The organism is Microbulbifer mixtoriginis (SeqCode) (genome assembly GCF_052466865.1).
On the sequence record NZ_CP174293.1, the window covers coordinates 3,453,388 to 3,476,326 of the forward strand.

The following is a 22,939-nucleotide window of genomic DNA, read 5'->3' on the forward strand; positions in this document are numbered from 1 at the left end:
TTTTTAATTGAAATCTGTATCTGTCCCTAACCTCAGAATGCACAGAAACTATCCCGATATCAATGGGACAGTAGTTATGAGATACAAAGATTTGAGCCTTGGAATTTTCGTGATGGCTATTTGGGGAGTCAACTTTATTGCCATTAAAGTGAGTACGACAAATCTCAATCCACTACTAGTTACCGCGCTGCGCTTCACTCTTGCAGCAATACCGGCCATTTTCTTTATTCCCAAGCCGCCCGTTGCCTGGCGCTATATCCTCAGCTATAGCTTGGTCTTTGGCACAGGTATCTGGGGACTTGCTACTTGCTCGCTTACTGCTGGGCTCTCTCCAGGTATGGCATCACTGCTGCTCCAGCTCAATGCAGCAATTAGCGTATTACTTGGCTGGCTGATCCTTAAAGAGACGGTCAGTACACAAAAAATATTGGGAGCCAGCCTGGCAATCTTAGGATTATGGATTGCTTTCCTTATTGAAGATGGCAGTGTCAGCCCCCTCGGTGTGGTGCTAGTGATTCTGGCAGCAACTTGCTGGGGTATCAGTGGGCTGATTGTCAAAGCGGCCAATACCAAGGAGGTTTTCGCTTTTATTGTCTGGAGCCTTCTGTTTGCTCCCATCCCTTTACTGGTTCTTGCGTTGGCTCTGGAAGGTAAAGAGGTTTTAAACAACCTTATTGAAATTGATAAGCTTACCCTAGCCTCAATTCTATTTCAGGCTTGGCCCACCACCTTACTAGGCTATTGGATTTGGAATCGTTTGGTTGTCACTTACCCTTTATCAACTATCGCTCCTCTTACCTTACTGGTACCAATTTTTGGTCTCCTAGCTAGCTGGCTTGTTTATCAAGAGCCTCTGGGGATAGTGAAAATCTGTTCAAGCTTATTGATCATTTCTGGGCTCATTGCGGGAGTCATAAAGTGGGATAAAGTGAGATTGAGCAAAAAGAAGCAAGCAAATGTGCCCATAAATATTCAATAAGGTTTTAGAGTAAGTGCGGATTGGGCCTCCCAACCCGCCCTCACCTCCGCCACCTAGGGCAAACAAGAAGGCGTAGTAAAGAAGTATTTTACCTCGTAATCACTACAATTCTCTGTTGCACAGAAGAAACGATAATTAGAACCGAGATTCCCCACTAATATACTCTCTCCTGTAAACCTGCTGCATGCCACCTGAAACTGTCTCCCCTGTACTGGAAGTCAGTTTTAAATAATAAATACTACCGGAACTGTACTTTTCATCATCCCAGCAGATTTTAACATCATCGAGATATTCACCACTGGCGGAGTCAAAACTAAGGACAGAGCCCATTGAGCCACCATCTCCGTCACCATACTCAATGCAAAGTTCACGATCACTCGCATTTGCATGGCTAACAGCCTGCTGGAATTCATAACAAGCCTTTAACCCATCAATACGACCTCCAGAACGAATTTGTACCGATTTCAAATTCATAGTGCCGCTACCAAGCAGTTTACGCTTGATTAAATCGATGGAATCAAATGCAGCACCACCAGTGCCACCAATCGCATCCTTTTTGAGGTAACCATAATCAGAGTAAGCATCCTGGCTGGCAAGCCAAAAATCCTCAAATACCTTATAATAATTTACCCAAACCGAAGTTGTTATGCCCTTAGTATTTCTTTCAGCATAGAGTTCAGTACTTTCAAGGGCATTATAAGGCATACCGTATTGATAGCCCTCTGCAGCACAAGCGCTATAGCCATCAATCCAGGCACCGGTGGACTCACTGATGTGCCAATTTCTATTAGCATCTACACACGCAAATACACGGATCGTAGAGCAATCATAATCTCTAATCTCCCCATCATTAGTTAGCCAACTACAACTGTGCTCGGTACCCGGTGAGTCATCTCGCCAAGACCAAAGGAAATCTTCAATTTGTGGAGCTTTGGATGCTTCAATGGTTGTTGCATTGGCTTCAACTAAAGCCAACTCTATCAGCTGGTAACCTGCCTGTGCTTTTTCTTGGACGGTATCACCATAAATTTTGATATCGTTCTTACTGTACTCCGTAGTCGCATCCAGTGCGACACTGAAATTTCCATTTTTATAGTGGGTGATAGCGCTGCTATTACCATCAGAATCCGCTGTCAACTGGCTGGAATTTTGAGCCAAAGGTTCATTGGAGGTTAGATTGCCAGCAGCATCCATTTCATCTACGCCAATCCAGACATTCCTTAAATACTTGCTTGTTTTGGATTCATCATGATAATCGCAAAGATTATTATCCCCTGTGTGCGGATACTCTCTAGGTACCTGAGTAAAAAGAATAATGTTTCGCCCTGTATCCAGCACATCTTGCTTGCTTAAAGTTTGCACTGGCAATGAAGCGCAATCCCCTTCCGCGTAACCCCAGTCAGTTGGCTTGAAAACATAGTCCCCCAGGCGACTCTCAATCTTTTCACCAATTTTGTTCCTAAAATTCTGATGATAATCTGAATCATAAGCTTCGAATTTTATAAATAACACTTCATCCTGATTATCCTCAAGAAAATCCGTGATCTCATCAAAGCCATCCCCGAGAGTTGCCGCTGTGCCTGCCATGTATATGCACATAGTGGCCTCTTCAAGTCCCATATGACACATGTGTGGAGTAGAGCTAAACGTGGATGAAGGGTAGGTATCGTACTCCACTAGGCGGATACCACGATGGAACAGCTTCTCAGGGGCATACCATTGATTAACATCGGTATATACTCCTTGATCCCACTGGAAAGAAGCATAGGCATTATGTGCCCCTGCCCATAGCGTTTTTGACAACGGTGCCCTAGTATCAATTTGTCCCTGCAAATCCAACCGATGCACCTTTGCATCCCCTGAATCAATTTCTCCAGCAGCCATCATCGATACTGAGATTCCCAGTAAAAAAATAGATAACGGGTTAATTATTCTTAGCATTATTTATCCCTGACAGATCGTTTGATAGTGAAAACACAAAATACAGAGTGTCACTCCAGTTTTTCGGGGGTTGACTAGCGCTGGCGATTCAATAGGAAAATTACCCTAAAAGACCGCAGTAAAAGTGAATCCTTAACGTTACTTAACCATTCCATAATGCGTACACATTTTTGGATAGGAGGGTTGAGAGGTAATTTGAGAATTATTACTCTGGATCTTTCTTATTTTTTAACTATTACTTCACACACCTAGTAGCTGCTCACAGTCAATCTATAAAGCTATTTTTCATAAAACTTCACAATAGGCACAAATGAATTAGCGCTGAACGCTGTCATTTAGGTATGATTGTAAAGTTTCACTTTTACTTCTGAACGTCCCACCTGGATGAATGTTACCCCCCGAGGCAACACTGGATTCAGGCAGCATTTCCAACACATGGATGAAAAAATAGACGAAGCTATAAGCGTCCAACTTTTTCCAATGGAAATACCCTACCGTCAGTACCAAGCCATAAGATACGGAAAAATCATGGCCTATACCCTTGACAGCCAATTCAGCCAAGCAATCGAGCAATTTAGGGCTTTACTGGAATCCATAGAGCCAATAGCAGTAGGTGATGTGGCCACAAGACGTGAGGTTGGTGAGCATGTTCTCAGAGAGGTATTTCAAACCCATCCCATGCCAACCGATGTATCAATAGAAGATTTTCTGGTAAAGCTGCCCGATGAATCCAGCATCATATTGCGATGGTACTGTAAACAAAACTCAACGCCGGGGTCAGCGGTACTCTACTTACATGGTGGGGGCTTGATCTTCAATGATGTAGGAATATACGACCGATTAGTCGCAAACTATGTCTCAAAGAGTGGGGTGCCATTTCTCTCAGTGGATTACCGCAAAGCGCCAGAATATCCTTTTCCAACCCCCATTGAGGATTGTTACTCGGCATTGTGCTGGCTCCATAAGAATGCCAAATTGCTGCAAGTAGACCCCAACAGGTTAGCTGTTATGGGCGATAGTGCTGGTGGAGGGCTGTCTGCGGCACTGACCATCTTAGCAAGGGACAGGAATGGCCCTTCTTTAGCAAAACAAATTCTTATATATCCAATGCTTGATGACCGGAATACTGTTGAGGACCCAAAGCTGGCTCCCTATGTACTTTGGACTAATGATGACAACCTTACCGCTTGGCAGGCTTATCTCGGAGAAACAATGGGTACAAGTAAAGTAACCGCTGTTGCCGCTCCAGCTCACTTAAAAAACGCGGAAGGATTGCCCTCCGCATATATTGAAATTGGGGAATTGGACATTTTTCGCAATGAAAATATTGAATATGCACGCTTACTCGCCAATGACGAGGTAAGTACAGAGTTCCACTTGCGTCCAGGCGTTAATCACGCATGGGAGGTATTTGCACCTACAATCCCAATCTCCATTAGAGCCATGAATGACCGTATTCGGGTTATTCAATCTGTTTGAACTCAATAGATTTTGCTGGGGAAATTAAAGGCTTTTCTCTTTATCTTTAGCTTGAAACCAAAACTCGATTTCATCTGTATCCTCTTCAAATGAGGCAGCATGTTCAGTATTTGCTGGAACATGGTACCAATCGCCAATTCCAAAGCGCTGAACAGCACCATTCATACTTAGTATCAACTCGCCTTTCGTAATCACCCCATAATTATCAGTCGCATGCGTATGATCTGGAATAACCGTGCCCGCCGGATATGATGCAAAAAGGACATCACTTCCTTTTGCCTCCAACTTGTAGGCATCAAACCGACCATCATAAAGAGGTAGCTGCTTAATTCTATCTGGATAACTTCCTGACATTCTGGAGACACTCCTTGTATTAAACTTTGAGCCCCGCTCCTGCAAATAAAATATTAGCCCAGGATGATAAAAAGCGCACTATTCGAAACAAAATAACACAAGACATTAGTGGTTGTATCTAACCTATGGAGAAAAAATAGTTAATCAAAGAGAGGCAAAAGCTTGATAAAGCAAAACCCAAACAAACACTAGAGAACCAATTATATTGACATATTACAGCAACCACCTTAGATGCAGCGAATTGCCTTTCTATTTTATTCTATCGTGTTTTAATTTCTATTGAGAATTCCACCCCCTCCAATGACTGAAGGTAATCAGGATTTTCAGGATCGTTTATTAGCTTACCACTAAAAGAGACATTCTCAGCCTTTTGCTGCGTCTCAAAAAGATTAGGCAATGTGCTTTTTCTGGAGAAATCATACCTCTCAACTGAAGATACGCCCTTCTCGAAAGCTGCACTGATATCTATCGGCCTAGCGCTTTTTTCAGTGGCGAGAGCGCTTTGAGGGCCATGTTGGTTATCAGGAGTTTCAGTGTGATCTTCTACACTTGAAATATCATCTTTAGATAGCTCAGTGGAACTAACAAAGTCCTGTAATTGTTTTTCCTGCTCCAGCGTCTCCTCAACGACCTCTTCAGTACCAAGCCTAGCTTCTCCCCCAGATTCAACTGAAAGTGACTCGGGCCTGCCACATGAAGCCAAAATCAACAGCAAAAGGGCCACAAAAAAATATTTAAACATAATTATTAGCCTAGAGCTCACAGCTTAGAATTCTTTACAAAACCAGTGGGTCTATATCTAGGGTTCGGTACACATCTATAATGACTCCATCTTACCATAAGTCATAATTCGATCAGCAGAATACAGTGAATCTAGGAGGTTATCCTAAATATCATCTTTTTGAAAGGTAGTTGTTCTCAATACCTGTGCAATACGTTAACAGACAATCATGATATTGACTATGTAGATATCACAAGACTAAACAGCTTATATACTCTTCTGCAATATATGCATTTCTATAGAATTCCAGAGGGAATAGCCATCTCAGCCACTCCGACCAAAACACCAACAACCCTACCAACAATATAATTTATGAATAAGAAAAATAAAAATTAAATCAAAAACTTCGCTAAAAGCCACTTGGAAATAAATATTATTTCTCAAATTATGCCTGAATTATTGGCAGGCTACTTGGGTGACACAATGAAGACCTGGCAACTTACATTCTTTACACTTCTATTGTTAGCCACAATTGGCATCACAATTTATATCTACAATCACCGCTTTACTGAAAAAACTAAGTTCCATAGGATACCGGTTACTGAAGAAGCCATTATCTATGAAGCCCCCCTCAAGGATAAAGAAACCATCAACATCCTAATTTTGGATGGTGGAGGGGTTCGAGGTCTTATCCCACTATATGTTCTTCAATATATTGAACGTCAAGTAGGCAAGCCTATAAATGAAATATTTGATGTTTTCAGTGGAGTATCCACCGGAGCTATTATTGCTACAGGAATCAACATTCCCATGAAACAACTACGTGAACAATATGGTGACTACGGCTCAAAAATAGACCTACTGATAAAACTTTACAAATCTGAAAGTAAATATTTATTCTCAACACCCTGGTATCATAAAATATTGACTGGAGCTGGAATGCTTTCACCGAGATTCATGGGAGATCGACTCCATCAAGTTTTAAAATTTCATTATTCAGAAAGCTTAAAATTTACTGATTTAGAAAAACCAGTCATAGTGCCTTCTCTTGACATCTACACTGGAAGGGTACATCTTTTTAAAAATTATGGTGAAGAAATTGCTGAGCTCCCTTCAAACAGTGTCTATCAGCTAGTGGTTGCTGCATCCAGCGCGGAAGGGGTATTCCCTCCTGTAGACTTTATAACATCAAGCAGGGACCTCAGTCATCGATATTTTGCAGATGCCGCGGTATCAGAAAATGATCCGACCAGCATGATATTACTGGATATTATTGAAAAATACCCAAATAAAAATTATTACATACTTATAATGGGATCGGGTACCCCGCCTCTGCGTAGCGCAAAGGATAGTTATCAAGACATAAAAAACTGGGGACGACTGCAATGGTTTCCTGACCTTATCACAGATGTACAACGATCTATGGATACGCAGCAGCTCTACGCTCTAAGAATTGCAAAATTATTATCTCCAAAAGGGAGGATAGAATTTGACTACTTAAACGTAAAAGTAAACAATCCCAAAGTCGGGATTTTTGACTACGAATCAATCGATTCATTAAAAATTCATGCAGATAGATTAATAGAAGAAAATAAGCCGGAAATTGATCAAGCCATTGAACACCTAAAGGAGAGATCAGAATAGAATGGGCTAAACGCCTATACTTTCGATCCCGTTTGAGCCAACAGCCTACCTGTTTATACTTTCTTACCACTAAAATTATGGCTGTCCCTTACGAGGAGCAACAGGATTTTCCATCTTTTTGAACCGGTGGGCATGCAACCGTTCCATAAGAGCAAAATACACAGCAATCGCCTTTCTTGGGACTTAATAGCTCTCCACAATTCTTACACTGATAGAACCATTGGCATGCATCAATCGGCATAGTTTCCGTATGATCATGACCACATAAAGGGCAGGTGATCCTAGAAGTTAAAACCTGCGTACTCTTTGTCATATCAATCCCTATAACGCTTATGACTTAGGCTATAAAGACAAGTCCAGAGTTTCTCAAGTAGCAATTTGATAAGAATATTTAAATAGAGGCTATTAGTATCTGCGTTAATTCCTCAGGCTTATCAATCATTACATCATGTCCACATTGAATAGAGTTGGACTGCCATCCGCTATCCCGCTGTACCATTTCATAAAATGGCTTACCAATTCCCGGAGTCCACCCTGTTGCATAGATATAAATGCGATCAGGAATTAGTTTCCAAGCCCCCTCCAAAAAGATTGGTTGCTCAAAGGTCTTGAGGGGCTGGTCTACACAGCGCCTATTAACCCAGGCCTGATCATGAATATTTACTCCAAAGTTTTTAGCCTGATCAGGGGCTACCAGAAAGCCTTTATCTGTAGACCTAGCACTTTCAAGCAAGGTAGAGCCTATTTCCTTAGGTAAGAGTTCTAAAGTGCATAGCCCGCTCTCCGGCACCAAAGCATCAAGATAAACAAGGGTGCGGACATTACTGGGTACCTTATCAGCAACACCGGTAATGACCATTCCCCCATAGCTATGACCACATAAAATGATGTTAGAGAGTTCTTCCGATTCAATGACACCAAGAACATCCTGAATATGTGTGTCCAGGTCAATCTTATCATTTAAAAGATGAACTCTCTCTCCTAGACCTGTTAATGTGGGAGCAAATACTAAATGGCCAAAATTACGCAAGCGATCCGCAACCCGCCGCCAACACCAACCTCCCTGCCAAGCGCCATGTACCAAAACGAAGGTTGCCATCCGTTGCCACCTTTATGTACGTAATGAATTTATATGTAATAACCGACCAAAGAGGCTGGTAAGAAATGACTTGAAAAGTAGCATTTCACGCTGTCAATACTAAGGAAATGGGCCACCTATATTCAACCGCCTCCCTCTCATTATATGGAAGCGGTTGAGAATGTTTAAGTTACTCACATGAGCTCTGCTCCCAGTACTGGGGTGCAGCAGTGGGAGACCACCAGTTTGGCCCGTAGGTGGAAGTATATACCTGGCCCTCAAAAGTTACACGATCACCAGACTGATAGGCCTCATCGCCTGCGTAGGGCTGCTGAAATTCCGGACAGGAAGCTGCCGAGTCGCCCTCTGTACTGGTATTGTCATCAGAATTGTTATTAGAGGTATTACCTGATCCCGTATCAGAATCGCTGTTTGATTCACCCCCTGCCGTTTCACAAGTGGTTTCAATCCAAAGTGATGGCGCCGAGCTTGGAGACCACCAATTGGGCTCGTGTTTGGATTCGTAAGCGATACCATCAAAAATAACGATATCCCCAATCGCGTAACCCGGATCACCAGCGTAGGGCTGCTCAAATACTGCACAAGAGGCAGTCCCAGTATTCCCACTACCTTCGGTGTTTCCAGTATCATCTGAATCATTGTCATTGGTATCTGAAGTACCATCCCCCTGATCAGCACTAAGTTCGTACCCAATCTCAACGTTTCTCAGGCCACTATTTTCTAGCAGATAAATACTATTAATACCGTACAAGGGTTCAAAGCTACTGCTACCATCATAATCACCAGCTCTAATACTGGTTTGCTCTCGGTTAATCAATTCAGCCAAGTCGTGAGACCAATTTTCTGCGATCCCTTGCTCGCTTGAGGCAATCTCCAGAAGTGTAGAATAAGAGCTATTTTCACCGGAGCTATCAAACACACGGGTATATACCTTGTCTCCAATATTTAAGTCTTGTGTTGGATTAATTGTGCCTACAGCACTCCACGCAGTATTGGTAACATTATCACCATCAAACTCAACATCGATAACGTTATAAAAAGCATTCACTGTATCACCAACATCCCAAACAGCGAGGATGACATGGTAACCCTCACGATCTGGGACCTGACACTCATGTGTCATATTTGTTGGAGGTTGCTCATAGTTTCCATCCACTTCACAAAAGGGATTAAGATCAAACTGATCACGGGTTAAGGACGCGTTTGGATTCCAGTTCTCTTTGGTAATATAGTATTTCCAATCCCTGGTTACATGGTTCGCAGTGAAGTGCCATTTAAAGGTTTGCCAACCAGAACTGATATAATTCTTAACCCAGCGATCAGAAGACTGTTCATTTAGCTCTGACCAAGAGCTATTCCCCGCACTGGCAATCTGCCCATCAGCGGGTCCACTTTCCGGGAAGCCTTCATTACCCTCTACACTTTGTGGCTCCCACTGAACTGCACCGCAGTTTATATTCATCTCTCCAGAGTCGAGAGGATATTTACATAGTGTCCCACGTGCGGATGCAACCCCGCCATCAGTAGCTTCTACATAACCATGGCCAAGTACATTAGAGCTAATTCCAGTTAAAACTACAGCCATTAATGTATGACTAAAAAAAGGTTGTTTAAATACAGAAGCTAATTTGGTTTTTCGGTAAATCATATCTTTGCCTGTTATTCAATCTTGTCCGATGTCCTTCCCCAGTTAAGCTAGATCCTTCACTTACCGAAGCAGGTTTTACTTCAGAAGTAGCGTAAGCGACAAAGCTATGGACCGCCACTGATTAACACGGTTCCTAGAAACCAAGCAAAAAACCATTTAGATTGAAAATAGAACCCTGCTCTCACTAAAATTCATTAAAAGCAATATAAAACTACTTAAAAAAGCCAAGAGAGCATAAAAAACTGAAATTATGATTCGAATTCACAATACCTTGATAAAATTAATGAACACTAACGAGAATTACGGCCAGATTTTTGGCGCAAAAAAACAAGCCAATAAAAAACAAGGAGCAGTAGCCATGTTTTCCATATTTCCTGCACAATTACGCTGTAAAATATCCAATTGTGGAGGCCCTTCAATAGTTATCTTCTACCCGCAAGCACAATAAATCTTAGTGACTGACAGGCAAACCGCGCACAAAAAGATATTTCACAACTCTACTTTGATCCAATTCGAACCGGGATATAAATAAAATCTGAGCGAGCGCATCTATGTATAGTTGAAAGTCTGCAAGTGTAAATAAATAGAGCTATATAACGTCAATTGCACTCTGAAAACTCTGCCTTCTAAGTGAAGGACCCAAAACCACTAACCGAAACCACACGCCTATACTTTCGAACAGGAAGGACATTATCTCCACCTTAAAAAACTGAAAGAACTCACCAATAAAATCCCAAGCAATATTTCTCTTTCAATTTGTAATTAACTGATATTGATCAAGGTCACTGTGTGATGTACGGTTATATTGTTTCTGACCAATCAGTCAAATAATTGATAATTATCCGATAAGGAGGCAATGTTATGGCAGTTCAGCTAGGTGGTAATTATGCTGCTTATCGATTCAGACCGGAATGTACCTGGGTGACAGGCACCAATGCAGGAGAGCTGCGTTCTGATGGTTATGGTTCCTGTGTGGGGCTAGTACTCTATAGCGGCGCCCCTAGAAAGATTGGTGTAGTCGCTCATTTTTCAGGATCAATGCAAGCTCCGCAGGTAAGAAATGATGCCCTTGAGATAATGGCAGCAGTCTGCCCTATTGCGCCGGGAAGAAAGTGGCGGGGATGGGTTTTTGGTGGCGTATCACTCAATGGTAGCTCTTCACATCAAACCATGCTTGGAAATGGATCCAGCTTGACACACACACGAGCGTTAGTTGATACCGTACGTGGCGTGTTGGAATTTAATCGCATGTTTGATGTTAATTTTAATATTACGAATATGGAAAGATTTAATTTCACTACCCAGGGAGTTTTCACTGAGATGACTTTACGTCAAGGTGGAAATTATGTTGGACATCAGGGTGTTAAGTTAGATCTTGCCAGCGGAAGAGTAACCTGGGATGATCTCAATCATGGTTCAGGTAACTCGAAGGCCAACAAGATGATTAATTCTATGTTTTGACCTTCAAAATTTGACCTGGCAGATATCTCACCACTGCTGTCAGGTCAAACCTTTCTGGCCCAATTTTTATGAAGATACCCACTTTATGAGAACATCTTTTACCCTCAATCTCTTGCCTTATAACTTTTGCAGAATTCAACATAATAACGCGAAGATATCAACAGATAAAAAGCTGCAGATGCGCTTATTATCAACCAAATATTTGATATAAAGTACAAGCTCCATAAGTATGCCAAAAATGGAAAAGTAAATATAATTAGCTTATGAAAACCAGCTTTTGTTATATGAAGCCCTGCATATATAGAGACCAAAACTGATAAAGATGCACATACTAAAAGCAGCGAAGAAGACTGTAATGTCTGCATTAATAAACCCAGTAGGATAAAAACTATCAGCCCAAACCAACGGGTGCTAGGCTCAAGGGCTCCCATACTGATAGGCGCAGCCATATAACTAACAATATGGTACCCTGTTACTATTACCATAAGTGCTGCCCAACTATCCGCATTAGCCAAAACAATAGCTGCCAATACCCAGTTAACTAAAATGGATCGTCTGGAAATATTGTGCACTGGATCTAGCACCGCTAGCCAGCGAGGCATTTGCCCTACCTTGGCCATCGCAAATAAAATCCTTGATGAAGCTCCAAGGTACGTATATCCAGAAGCTGAGGGGCTAGTGATACTATCTGCAAGTAATATTAACGCCAAAAAGTGAAGGCCAAGCAGAGTGGCTAGATCTAACAGTGGTGAAGCAAAGTTCAACCCCTGCCAGCCACCATTCTCTATCAACACCTGATGTGGAACGGCCTCCATAAAAGCAAATTGCAATGACAAATAAACCAAAGTAATGATTACTATCGATAGTGTTATCGCCAAAGGGATATTGCGTTTAGGATTTTTGATTTCACTAGCAAAAGCAACACTTACTTGAAATCCATTGTAGGAATAGATCAAACCTGCACCAATGATGGCTGAAAAGGCACTATGGAACTCAAATTCCTGACTGGAAGGAAGAGAAAAATTTGAACCTATGTGATTTCGGGTAAAAACTACAATGAGTAATACTGTCAGAGCAAATAGTGGAGTAAAAATTTTGAGTACAGTTACAATATTATTGACTTTAGTTAGCCAACGAATACCATAAAAATTAATCAGTAGATATAGCGCTAAGATGCTAAGGGCAAGTAACTTTCCCCAAATGGTAAGACTATGACTTTCAATCAATAAAGAAGAGCCAATAGCAGATGAAAGATATTGTGTAGTAGCCTGAGCCTCCGTTGCAACTACCATTAGAATGCCAAACCAATTGGCAAAGGAAAAAGGCATACCAAAGATACTGTTATAAGAAAAAGCACAGGCTTGAGCTAGTGCACCTCGGACCGGATAAATCGACACGACACGCGCAAGACACAAACCTACCATCAAAACTAAAACTGCTGCGAGTATCCATGCTACAAATGCCCAGTTACCCGCATATCTAGCCGTTAATTGGGCGCTAAACAGCCAGCCCGAGCCTATCATGCAAGTTGCACTGAGCAATGTTGCGCTTAACAGCGTCGCTTTTTTCTTACCACCCTTCTTATGATGCATGTTTGGTAGATTTTTATAATTTATATTTTGAGTAGATCACCATTTTACCAATCGAAGCATATCAATAATTCTTATTCACCTGCCTGACTAAAAAACACACATAAGCTTTTGCAACTACTTATCTACAGTTCGCAGCATCCAATAGTTTTTTCGAACTTATATAAAATTCCCAGATTCATAACCTCTAAGAAGTTTTGAAGCCTAATGTTTAACTATTGATCCTAGATATTCTGTGGTTAACAAATTCAATACCGATCAATTGAAGCATCTAGTATACTGTTTAACTATCAACCGACATCAAATAAGAATCATTCGTCGTGTAATGCCTCTAAAAGGCATAAAATTCGTCATTTTATCTACTGATATATCTATATTTTCTATCTGCCTTTAGCCCACCCAAAAAAAATATATTTGATTAATCGATCTATACCAGTACGAACATATTGCAAGTGCATTAGAGTCACAATTGATAGCAAATAGATTTTGGGGAACTCACCTGCATTGGCCTACGTTGGACTGAAGGCTATAAGTAAGCACCAACAAAAATAAAGCCATCATCTTAATAGTTATAAAACTATAAAAACTGGCAGCTCATATAGCAATGAAATACTATTTATTTAACTACCTGCAACTGTTTCAATAGATCGCTATACAAGTTTATCTTTTTTTTAAAAGATTGTGCGATCACCACCTTAAATTGATTATGCAAGACAGTGAAGTATTGTAAGGTTTCCTCTGAAAAATTATTAAGTTTTTCAACCAATTAATATTAATCAAGGATTTATTTAACTTCCATTCAAACATCTTCCCTAGCTTAATATTTCAAGGAAATTAAATACCTATACACACAAACTAAAAAAACAGACCCCCTTACTTTTGTTGAGCATTAGATTTCAAACATTATTAAAAAATCTAAAACTACAGCTATCGAGAAATTTATTAAGATAAATGGGCATACCAACAAATAATTATGTAAAATCTTGCACAGAAGCAGTACATTTTATTGCTAAATGGCACATCCCCAAAAAATTATTGGAGAAGAAGAGGATTTCCTATCAAAAGCATAAACACGATATTGCCAACCAACAGATAGACTTCGAAGCTATCTAATAACTTCTGAGCTTTTCACCATCCTGTCTTGTGCTCCTTCCTATTTCTCCTCTGCCGGCAAGTGAGATACAATCCATAACTCACTAAATAATCTCGACGAAAGTTATGGTCGGTCACTTTAAAATTTAAAAAGCGACCAATTTCTGTACATCAATGCGTAATATTAATTATTGGATGCAATAAATTTACTTCAGCTAATGAGGTAACGGTAATTTGTAATAAAATGTCTTCGCTGGCGACTACTACCATCTACTTTATACCCTAACTCCGAATAGTTTCCCAACTTCACCCCTCATTTTCTTGCTGTAGAAAAGTTGTAATCGGGAATGATACCCCATTTCAAACAGAAACCTTTGATTAAGTTGTCCCAGAAACTTTCATCGACTCCTTAACAAGTACCTTGCTCTTCCTATAGTTAGTGCCTTTTCCAGCAAGTGCTCGATGGGGATAGTTTAAAAGAAGATGTTTCCATTGGGATCAGGAGGGAAAAATTCATAACATGCTTTCTAGCCGATCAGTGGGCTTTGGCCTCTTTTAAGCGCAGAAGTGCAAGGTTTTATCATTGCCAATGATCACCTGTTAATCCTGACTTGAATCGACTCTCAATTGTCGGTCTTATTTTTTTGTGATTACGTGAGACCAATCAATTTCAAATTATGTAATAGCTTTCAATAATCAAAGGTATCACTAAAAATAACTAAAAGAGATTTAAGACGCGTGGAAATAGCTTTTTGGAATAAGTGTTATAGACACCTCTTTAAACACAACATCTGACACACAGCCTAAATGAAATACTCGATGGAATTTTTTCCACATTGAATGTTATAGATTTAATAATGATCTATAAGAAGACCTCCAATCTTCTAATGACAAACTAAGCTTATTTTGAGCTTTAAGATATGGTTTTCTTATAACTGAGATATTGGCTCGCACTCGCAGAGAGATCTAATGCAACTTTTCACCAAAATATTGATCAATCTATTTACTCCAGTAAAAACTCCAAAAAGTTTTGTACAGCAGTTTTTAAAAGAGAATGATACTGTAACAACATTAATGGTTTATCGCTTTAAAAAATATGGAAAGGAAGAAGTTACGAGTTGCTTGAGTATACTTTATGATCTAGTAGAGCTCACCTCTGCTCCTCACTCTAAGCCTTATTATCTTTCTCAAATAAAAGAATTACAAAATCAGGCAACCAAAAATTCAAGTAGAAATTTTGTTTATAGAAGCCTAGAAAAGATGAGGACTCCAATTTACATTCATTTCACCGAGGACAGTACCTACTTCATTATTAATCACGAATTCTTCTCAGGATATACGGGGCTGCTGGTTGTTAAATATGCAAAACATATATTGCAAGGAGAAAAAGCCAGATCCGAAAAATATTATTTAAAGTTAAAAAGACTCTACCATGGGAGTAGAAATCGCTCTCTTTTGAACTACTCAATACATTTTCTCAAGGCCTTATTTCTCATTGCTGGACTAATTTTGTACAACAGGAGGGACCCTAAAAAAAATCCTTTTCATTTGAAGGGGTATAGAAACACAAAAGGAGACGTTAACGATATTGTAATGATATCGGCTAAAGTGAGAGCTGAAGAACCTTCTCTTGAGGATATCACTGAAAAGTTTATCGTTTGTTTTACAGAATTTATGGGCAGAAAAAAAGCAAATATAATAATAACACAGGAATTTACACAAAATTTACCTAAACAACACATCATTCAGAAAAGAATTGGTAATACTGCTTGCGGGTTTAAATTTTCCTTCAGCACACTAAATAAATCTGCGCGTCAGCAGATTCATTTATTGCAGAAATATGATATAGCCTACTACGGAATGGTTTTACTTGATGTTCTTGGAGTGAAGAAAAGATCTGACCAGCCGGAAAAAGTAGATTTTATGCTGAGTTACTTACCCATTGACGATGATGACTGCATTGCAGTCTATGCAGTCGCTAGAGATACCTTGAATTTTACTATAAGCAAATATGACAAGGGCTATTGGATATACACCACTGCCAATAAAGCGGCCTTTGACATAAAAAAGATAACTTTTTTCTTAAGAAAATTCTCAGTTGAATGCAATGTAACGGGCATCTAATGGCTGAAGGCTAATTTCTTCACGAATATTGTGAATCATATCTTATTAAGAACCAGTAAATTGCTATTTTGATCTAGCACTATCCCCCAATAGACACAAAATAACTCAGAAAAATTTTAGCAACTTCAGTCAATTAAAAACCTGTTAAACCAAAACGCCTGAATTCACGAGTACTAAATTCATAGTATCCGTTAATTTTCTTGCAAATGTACTGATAATTTGGGTTATTTAGCTTTTCAGTCTTTGAGACTGACTTGTCAATTTTCTCAGCCGGTGCAACCTCATCTTGATGATAAACAACGGCTTTATCTGCAAAAATTGGTTCAACCTTTAATTCACTGATAACCCTGTAAGCCATATCAATATCATCATACCCCCATGTACCATCATAAAATTCGTCAAACATTCCCACTTTGATAATATCTTCTTTTTTATAGATCATATTACAACCATAGAAATGACCCCAGGGTTGCTCCGTATCAGGTAAGTCTTCTATCTTACCGATCCTTCTATCTTTTGTTAACCCATAATTCGATGGGCTTTTAAATCTGGGGCAGGCACTTAGATGTGTATCAGTGCCGTCGATCATATCAACCTCAACGTCCTTGAAGTGAATGAACTCCCTCAACCCTGTCATACAGATATTCTTCCCCTTGTTATTAATTATATTATTAATCAGCATTAGGTAATTGGAGGATGGAATGCAGTCGCTATCTGTAAAAACACACCAGTCATATTCAGAAATCCTTACCCCTAAATTTCGAGCAGAATTAAGGGAAAAAGGATTATCTAAAATCTGGCGATAAAGTAAGGTTAAATTCAACTTGTCTTTGTATTCCTTATAGCAAGAATAAATACCTGAATCACTTGAATTGTTGTCGACAACAATAACTTCGAAATCTTCTTTTGGATAATTTTGGACAGAGAACCCTTTCAGCATGTTGCGCAAGAGACCCGAATTATTATAACAAGGGGCGATTATGCTAAATCTAGACTTCATAATATTAATCGTTCCCTTGCTACCATTAAGTTCACTTTCACTACATAATGCTCAATAAAATATTTAAGCAAATTTAACTTCCTCCCTGTGGCTGCAATTCAGAGATTTACCTTGAGGGTAAGCTCCCATTCTCGCCTATCATCCATGTACGCCTAATGATTATCAAGGTGTCAACTTCCTAAAGAATATTATTCATTGGAATCTTACTTGTGCAGTCGTATAAACATAATAATTGCCTCCTCAAGATGAAATCCATGCAGCTTGACAGCTAGCGATCTACAATAGAGTCGGTCTTGTACACAGATCAATTCAGATCACAACCTATAGATATTCACTAGTGTTATATCCATGAATACAGAAACCATCATTTCGTCTTTCAACTATAGGTTGCATCTCAAGAATTTAGGGGTTAATATTCTTACCCCTTAAAAGACAAGCCAGCATATACCAAGAGGATGTTGATTTTTTACATCAAAATTATTATGAAATATTAAGTTATCGTAATCAAACTTGCCCTAATACACAAAGGGTGGCTAAGGCCACGGTTGTTATTAGTAATGAAACCAATATTTAACATTAGCATTCATACCTATGATTCGAGATTACTTATGAGTAGTCGCACTCTAAATAAGTGTTAAAATTCACGCAATAAAGAGCCTACACTTCATTATTCGAAACCAGGCTTTAACATGTATTTCCCTCTTTTGTATTGTATCAAATCTACTTTTTTGGGGAAGTGGCTAGCGCCATGAACTGCAGACTTCCCACAAACAATAAGTTAGCAAAATCGAACATATCCATGCGCTTAGTGTTTCTTAATGGCAAAATAAATTCTTACTTTGGCGTCAACATTCCCCTTTGCTCCACACTTATTCTGCCTACTCTACACGACTTTACTTACGTTTAATGCGCCTTAGTTTCTTTACTGTGTGCCACTTTACATCTTTAGATTCTAATTCATTGTATTTTTATATACTGGTGGGGCCAGAATCTTCCTAGTTAGGGTTTACCTGATCATACAGAAATTTAAATCTCGCACTTATTGGCATCTATTGTATCGGCACTATGTGTTAGCCCGCCAGAATCCTATGAATCAACATCCAACTTTACTCCAATATACCTGATTTTTTTTGTATTCCGTTGTTTAGGATCACGCTTCTTCTATTTTCTTTATGGAAGTGGATAGCAATAAATCGGATATCTAGTATTTTAAAAAATGCATTTAGTGACAATACAACTCACAGTGGATACACAGATAGCGTCACTCTGGCCCGGTTATTAACAAGTAAACAACCAAATTTCAGCTCCTTCTATAAAGTGGGAACATTCAACTGAGAAAGAAAAATCCCCCACGAGCTTTAACTTATACTTTGATTAGCCAAATCTGACTTAATGTATAAATCATACATACCCCAGCAGAAAGACAAACAATACCCCATCAGAATCAAATCATTCAAAGAACTCAAGTATAGGTTCGAGCAGGTTGAAAAATATTTTAGGGGTTGTAAGGGCACATAGGTTATAGGCAGTATTTCGCAAATAGCCACAACCCTTCGAAAAATCTTTAATACCGGAATTATGCCGTTCAGAGTTTGTTACACCGATCTTTCAGGAAGATTCGTATACACCATTATGAATTTAAAGACTTAGGTAGCCCTGCAAAGCCATACCTTGGTTACAAATTATTAGAGACAGAAATCTAAATAAAGTAACCAGAATTCCTCGAAATTACTTTACATGTAAAATATAATGCGAGCTTTCCGGTCAGAGCTCTTTCAGTTGAGTAGGTTGTAGAGTATGATTTATTCAAGTGTTCTTGACAAGGTCCCTAAGTGTATTGATAAATTTTTCCGCGAAGTTCAAAACATTATCTTTCTTAGTAAGGGGAGAACAGTAAGAGAAAATAAATACTGAGTTCCTAACCGTTGAATAGGTTAACAATGATATTGGGTGAGCGCCATGTGTCTGGAAAGGAATAGCTGTCACAATTTCAAAAGAGTTCATGTACGTGCCCAAAGCTTTCATACTTCCAACATTTGAAATACATAACCCTTCAGAAAAAACTGGTTTATTATTTTCATATTCTTGAGCCCAACCGATAATATCCCCTAGGGTATAATCTTTAGGAAAGCCAAACTTACATGATTCTCCCTCCGCGGCTTGGCGATCAAGCTCAACCTGCAAGTATCTTGCTAGCTGCCAAATATTCCTGATATCAATATTAGGTATTACTTCTAAAGTGGTTACTGCAGAAAACGCACCTCACGCACTTAAACCGATTTCCGATCCACATAAATCTCTAACATCTAAAGGTAAGAGGATTTTAATCCAGTCTCTATGATTAGGTAAAATTTTTGAGGCCTGAATAGCAACAGCACAAAAAAGTGCACTAGGCCTAACTTTGTAGCTCTTCCCCTGCTTTACAATACTTGAAAGGTCCTCCATAGGAAATTGTCTATAAATAGCGTGCCCCTCACGCTCTGCAGCAAAGGCTGACTCTTCAACTGGCCATTTAAATAAATCATCTTTAGCGTTATATGACTCCTGTCTTGCGAAGTATTTGGAGGAGCTAAAGTAGCTCTCAACCGCTTCATATAAGGGTTGCCTTCCTAATCTAAATGTCTCAGGCTCCCTAAAATACATATCTAAAACACAAAAAAGAGTCATTACTGACCGGCCATCCAGGGCTGCATGGCTGCTTACCAGGGATATCCAGTCAACTTTATCCTGGGAATTTATATAGAACGAGAGCGTATAAGTACATCTTTCAACATCAAGCCCAGACTCGCCTCTACGCGTAAACTCCTGTTCAAAATCAAGAGGCCCATCTAATTTCACAACTTCGAAAGGGATAGAACCGAATGATACATCACAACGCCAACGTAGTTGCTCACTAGACTCTACACGTGCTTGTAATAGAGGGTAAATTTTATGAATCGATGCAAACCCAGTCTTTAATTGCTCAACGCTTAGTTGCGTAAGAACTTTAATGAAGGAAATAACTAAAGTACCCCCACAGGTCCTCCTGGCTAATTCTGTGAATATTACTTCTTGAGCACCTAACACTCTGGAAAGGTTTTCACTGGACACGAAATATCATCTCTATAGGCATGTCTATGCTAACTAAAGTAATTACTAGAGGAGACAATAACAAAGAAAATTTAGTATTGAAGAGCAAGCTTTTTCATGCCTTTCACAATTAATAGCTGCAGTATTTTTTTCCCTTTTTAGGGTCAACCAGGAAGTTAATCTACAAGACTAAACTCCTGCTTCTTGCGTGTTGATTTAAACTCAACTTAGCTTCAGCCTACTAAATCGACAGGGTAATTTAAAACTCGATATGAGTCTTCGTCATAGATGATTGCCTACAGGTTTCTGAAAACACCAACATATATGATGGTAGTACGCGCCATTAATTCCAGAGAAAACCAATAAGAAGTGATATAGATCAACCTTCACCATTAATAGTGCCGAACCCCCTCCTTTAAGCTACTTGAATACCCCATATTTAACTGGCCAGTTTTTGAAACTGCATAGCTTTAATCAAAAATGTAGTTAATATGCACTTTGCACTCAAGCGAAAATAATTTAGAGTTATGTACCGGTATTTCTCCCCCCCCTTAATTTATCTTAAAATTTTAGACCCATCATTAGACAAAATGGTATCGATAATAATCTGGTTCTAGACTCTTTATTTTTCTGCTGTTTTTGACGACAATTGATCCTAACCTTTTCCTACTCAGAGAATAATAATGAAGGATTTTTTGATTATAGGCGGTGGCCATAATGGCCTTGTCTGTGCCTGCTATTTGGCTAAAGCTGGAAAAAATGTAACGATTCTTGAGCGCCGGTCGATTGTTGGTGGGGCTGCAGTTACTGAAGAATTCCACCCAGGCTTCCAAAACTCTGTGGCAAGCTACACCGTGAGTCTGCTTAACCCCAAGATCATCAAAGACCTCCATCTACGAGAGCATGGCCTGGAAATCAAATTACGGCCGCAATCAAACTTCTTCCCACTTTCAGAAGCCAACAGTCTTTCCTTCCACAAGAATCTTGTAGATACACAAGCAGAGGTAGCACGTTTCTCAGAGAGAGACGCAGCTACTTTACCTGACTTTTATGCCATGCTAGAAACCGTTGCGGATATTTTACGCGAAGAGCTACTGCGCGCTCCCCCCAACGTGGGTGGCGGCCTTATAGACCTGGTTCGCGCTGGTGGATTTGGGCTTAGAGCGAAAAAGTTAAGTATGGCATCACGCCGAGACGCTCTGGACCTGTTCACCAAGAGTGCTACCAACGTGCTGGATGCCTGGTTCGAAAATGACCATGTAAAAGCTGCGTTCGCCTTTGACTCTATTGTCGGCAACTATGCCGCTCCCAACACTCCCGGTTCCGCCTATGTGCTCTTGCACCATGTGTTTGGCGAGGTAAACGGTGAGAAAGGCGCTTGGGGCCATGCTATGGGTGGTATGGGTGCTATCACGCAGGCCATGCGTAGAGAGGCAGAGTGCCTTGGGGTCTCTATTCGCACAGACGCTGAAGTTAAAGAGGTGCTTATCGATGGTGGTCGCGCTACCGGAGCACGGCTAAGTAGCGGGGAAACCATTGCAGCTAGTAAAGTAATCGCTAATGTCGGCCCTAAACTGCTCTATTCCCAGATGATCGACGAACAACATCTGGAGCCGGAATTTCACCGCAGGGTACGTGGTTTTAGAGTGGGGTCCGGCACCTTCCGTATGAATATCGCACTGTCTGAACTGCCAGACTTTACATGTAAGCCCGGTACTCACGTACAACCGCACCACAAGTCGGGAATCGTCATTGGCCCTACCATGGATTACCTGGAGCAGGCCTATATAGATGCGGCTCAATACGGCTGGTCAAAGCAACCCATAGTAGAGATATTGATCCCCTCCACCATCGATCCCTCCCTGGCCCCCGAGGGACAACATGTGGCCAGCCTATTCTGCCAACAATTTGCTCCAGAACTGCCGGAGGGTAAGAGCTGGGACAACTACCGTGAGCAGGCAGCTCAGACCATTATCAATACCGTCAACAACTATGCACCCAATTTCCGTGATTCCATCATCGCCCAACAAATCCACTCACCGCTGGATTTAGAGCGCAAGTTTGGCTTGATGGGTGGCGATATCTTCCATGGTGCCTTAGGCCTGGACCAACTGTGGAGCAACCGGCCCTTTATGGGCTTTGCCGATTACCGCACGCCGATTCAAGGGCTATATCTCTGTGGTTCCGGTAGCCACCCGGGAGGTGGCGTTACTGGGGTGCCTGGGCATAATGCTGCGATGGAGATTCTGAGAGATAAATAAGAGAGGTTCATATTGATCTTATGGAACCCAGTATGGCCACTATTCATAATGGTGTTCCGACCAAGATTAACCACTCAAGATACCAGCTGGTATATACGTTATTTGAATGAGTCCCTGCACTTACTGACTAGTGCAGGGGGCAAATTGGGAGGGCGCAGACAGCCGGTATGGTCTATATAGATCTTAATCCTCTCCAGACTAATATTGCCAAAACCCGGAAAAGTCTATTTTACTTCGATTCGGCAGCGAATTCCCGTAGCAGCTGCTCACAATCAACCTCTAAGTCTTCAGCTGATACTTAACCATAAACCCAAGAGCCTAAATTTTAACTGAAGCACTATCTCGAACTGGTAAATTGGAAAGGTTGAGGAAAGTTTGAAGATACCACCACCGATAAAATTTAAGGTACCTCGCCAATTGACATTGACCCTAGAGCTATGACAAATAGAATTGGAAAAGTAAATTCTTACTTCATATT

The 22,939-nt window shown here is 40.4% G+C and carries 16 protein-coding genes; 6 read left to right on the plus strand and 10 right to left on the minus strand.

Annotation, left to right across the window (positions count from 1 at the left end; translation table 11 throughout):
- Positions 1-76 precede the first annotated feature (76 nt).
- The gene (locus ACJJJA_RS15625; RefSeq protein ID WP_444902693.1) at positions 77-979 is read left to right on the plus strand and encodes an EamA family transporter; all 903 of its coding nucleotides are present in this window, start codon (positions 77-79) and stop codon (positions 977-979) included.
- 135 nt (positions 980-1,114) lie between these two features.
- On the opposite strand, the gene ACJJJA_RS15630 is transcribed toward ACJJJA_RS15625, so the two are convergent.
- A complete protein-coding gene (locus ACJJJA_RS15630; protein WP_444902694.1) occupies positions 1,115-2,920 on the minus strand; it encodes a jacalin-like lectin in 1,806 nt (601 codons plus the stop codon).
- Between the two features lie 435 nt (positions 2,921-3,355).
- Here ACJJJA_RS15630 and ACJJJA_RS15635 point away from each other — a divergent pair, with 435 nt between their 5' ends.
- Positions 3,356-4,399, plus strand: a complete 1,044-nt coding sequence (locus tag ACJJJA_RS15635; RefSeq protein ID WP_444902695.1) for an alpha/beta hydrolase — start codon at positions 3,356-3,358, stop codon at positions 4,397-4,399.
- A gap of 24 nt (positions 4,400-4,423) precedes the next feature.
- Here ACJJJA_RS15635 and ACJJJA_RS15640 read toward each other — a convergent pair whose 3' ends face one another.
- Both ACJJJA_RS15640 and ACJJJA_RS15645 read right to left on the minus strand, forming a co-directional pair.
- Positions 4,424-4,753 carry a cupin domain-containing protein gene (locus ACJJJA_RS15640; RefSeq protein WP_444902696.1) on the minus strand — a complete coding sequence of 110 codons (330 nt, stop codon included), beginning with the start codon at positions 4,751-4,753 and terminating at the stop codon, positions 4,424-4,426.
- A gap of 259 nt (positions 4,754-5,012) precedes the next feature.
- The gene (locus ACJJJA_RS15645; protein ID WP_444902697.1) at positions 5,013-5,495 is read right to left on the minus strand and encodes a hypothetical protein; all 483 of its coding nucleotides are present in this window, start codon (positions 5,493-5,495) and stop codon (positions 5,013-5,015) included.
- A 462-nt stretch (positions 5,496-5,957) separates the two neighbouring features.
- Here ACJJJA_RS15645 and ACJJJA_RS15650 point away from each other — a divergent pair, with 462 nt between their 5' ends.
- A complete protein-coding gene (locus ACJJJA_RS15650; protein WP_444902698.1) occupies positions 5,958-7,118 on the plus strand; it encodes a patatin-like phospholipase family protein in 1,161 nt (386 codons plus the stop codon).
- A gap of 88 nt (positions 7,119-7,206) precedes the next feature.
- Here the strand turns inward: ACJJJA_RS15650 and ACJJJA_RS15655 are convergent, their stop codons facing one another.
- From ACJJJA_RS15655 to ACJJJA_RS15665, 3 genes are all read right to left on the minus strand, one after another.
- Complete coding sequence (locus ACJJJA_RS15655; protein ID WP_444884319.1) at positions 7,207-7,431, minus strand: GDCCVxC domain-containing (seleno)protein; 225 nt, start codon at positions 7,429-7,431, stop codon at positions 7,207-7,209.
- A 78-nt stretch (positions 7,432-7,509) separates the two neighbouring features.
- The gene (locus tag ACJJJA_RS15660) at positions 7,510-8,217 is read right to left on the minus strand and encodes an alpha/beta fold hydrolase (protein ID WP_444902699.1); all 708 of its coding nucleotides are present in this window, start codon (positions 8,215-8,217) and stop codon (positions 7,510-7,512) included.
- A 169-nt stretch (positions 8,218-8,386) separates the two neighbouring features.
- Positions 8,387-9,802, minus strand: coding sequence for a lytic polysaccharide monooxygenase (locus ACJJJA_RS15665; protein WP_444925246.1), 1,416 nt, complete (start codon positions 9,800-9,802; stop codon positions 8,387-8,389).
- A 924-nt stretch (positions 9,803-10,726) separates the two neighbouring features.
- On the opposite strand from ACJJJA_RS15665, the gene ACJJJA_RS15670 reads away from it, so the two are divergent.
- Entirely contained in the window at positions 10,727-11,326 is a 600-nt protein-coding gene (locus ACJJJA_RS15670) for a hypothetical protein (protein ID WP_444902701.1), read from the plus strand.
- A gap of 104 nt (positions 11,327-11,430) precedes the next feature.
- Here ACJJJA_RS15670 and ACJJJA_RS15675 read toward each other — a convergent pair whose 3' ends face one another.
- Positions 11,431-12,918 carry an APC family permease gene (locus tag ACJJJA_RS15675; RefSeq protein ID WP_444902702.1) on the minus strand — a complete coding sequence of 496 codons (1,488 nt, stop codon included), beginning with the start codon at positions 12,916-12,918 and terminating at the stop codon, positions 11,431-11,433.
- Positions 12,919-14,976: 2,058 nt separating this feature from the next.
- On the opposite strand from ACJJJA_RS15675, the gene ACJJJA_RS15680 reads away from it, so the two are divergent.
- On the plus strand, positions 14,977-16,131 hold the full coding sequence (locus tag ACJJJA_RS15680) for a hypothetical protein (RefSeq protein WP_444902703.1): 1,155 nt from the start codon (positions 14,977-14,979) through the stop codon (positions 16,129-16,131).
- A gap of 133 nt (positions 16,132-16,264) precedes the next feature.
- On the opposite strand, the gene ACJJJA_RS15685 is transcribed toward ACJJJA_RS15680, so the two are convergent.
- The 3 genes from ACJJJA_RS15685 to ACJJJA_RS15695 form a co-directional block, all read right to left on the minus strand.
- Positions 16,265-17,131 carry a glycosyltransferase family 2 protein gene (locus ACJJJA_RS15685; RefSeq protein WP_444902704.1) on the minus strand — a complete coding sequence of 289 codons (867 nt, stop codon included), beginning with the start codon at positions 17,129-17,131 and terminating at the stop codon, positions 16,265-16,267.
- 1,806 nt (positions 17,132-18,937) lie between these two features.
- Positions 18,938-19,315, minus strand: a complete 378-nt coding sequence (locus ACJJJA_RS15690; protein WP_444902705.1) for a hypothetical protein — start codon at positions 19,313-19,315, stop codon at positions 18,938-18,940.
- Positions 19,316-19,393: 78 nt separating this feature from the next.
- Positions 19,394-20,221: a hypothetical protein gene (locus ACJJJA_RS15695; RefSeq protein WP_444902706.1), complete on the minus strand. Its 828-nt coding sequence runs from the start codon at positions 20,219-20,221 to the stop codon at positions 19,394-19,396.
- 662 nt (positions 20,222-20,883) lie between these two features.
- On the opposite strand from ACJJJA_RS15695, the gene ACJJJA_RS15700 reads away from it, so the two are divergent.
- Complete coding sequence (locus ACJJJA_RS15700; RefSeq protein ID WP_444902707.1) at positions 20,884-22,461, plus strand: phytoene desaturase family protein; 1,578 nt, start codon at positions 20,884-20,886, stop codon at positions 22,459-22,461.
- The last annotated feature ends 478 nt before the right edge of the window (positions 22,462-22,939 follow it).

Coding starts and splice junctions, on each gene's coding strand:
- ACJJJA_RS15625 (WP_444902693.1), top strand. CDS start 77: ATGAGATACAAAGATTTGAGCCTTGGAATTTTCGTGATGGCTATTTGG.
- ACJJJA_RS15630 (WP_444902694.1), bottom strand. CDS start 2,920: ATGCTAAGAATAATTAACCCGTTATCTATTTTTTTACTGGGAATCTCA.
- ACJJJA_RS15635 (WP_444902695.1), top strand. CDS start 3,356: ATGGATGAAAAAATAGACGAAGCTATAAGCGTCCAACTTTTTCCAATG.
- ACJJJA_RS15640 (WP_444902696.1), bottom strand. CDS start 4,753: ATGTCAGGAAGTTATCCAGATAGAATTAAGCAGCTACCTCTTTATGAT.
- ACJJJA_RS15645 (WP_444902697.1), bottom strand. CDS start 5,495: ATGTTTAAATATTTTTTTGTGGCCCTTTTGCTGTTGATTTTGGCTTCA.
- ACJJJA_RS15650 (WP_444902698.1), top strand. CDS start 5,958: ATGAAGACCTGGCAACTTACATTCTTTACACTTCTATTGTTAGCCACA.
- ACJJJA_RS15655 (WP_444884319.1), bottom strand. CDS start 7,431: ATGACAAAGAGTACGCAGGTTTTAACTTCTAGGATCACCTGCCCTTTA.
- ACJJJA_RS15660 (WP_444902699.1), bottom strand. CDS start 8,217: ATGGCAACCTTCGTTTTGGTACATGGCGCTTGGCAGGGAGGTTGGTGT.
- ACJJJA_RS15665 (WP_444925246.1), bottom strand. CDS start 9,802: ATGGCTGTAGTTTTAACTGGAATTAGCTCTAATGTACTTGGCCATGGT.
- ACJJJA_RS15670 (WP_444902701.1), top strand. CDS start 10,727: ATGGCAGTTCAGCTAGGTGGTAATTATGCTGCTTATCGATTCAGACCG.
- ACJJJA_RS15675 (WP_444902702.1), bottom strand. CDS start 12,918: ATGCATCATAAGAAGGGTGGTAAGAAAAAAGCGACGCTGTTAAGCGCA.
- ACJJJA_RS15680 (WP_444902703.1), top strand. CDS start 14,977: ATGCAACTTTTCACCAAAATATTGATCAATCTATTTACTCCAGTAAAA.
- ACJJJA_RS15685 (WP_444902704.1), bottom strand. CDS start 17,131: ATGAAGTCTAGATTTAGCATAATCGCCCCTTGTTATAATAATTCGGGT.
- ACJJJA_RS15700 (WP_444902707.1), top strand. CDS start 20,884: ATGAAGGATTTTTTGATTATAGGCGGTGGCCATAATGGCCTTGTCTGT.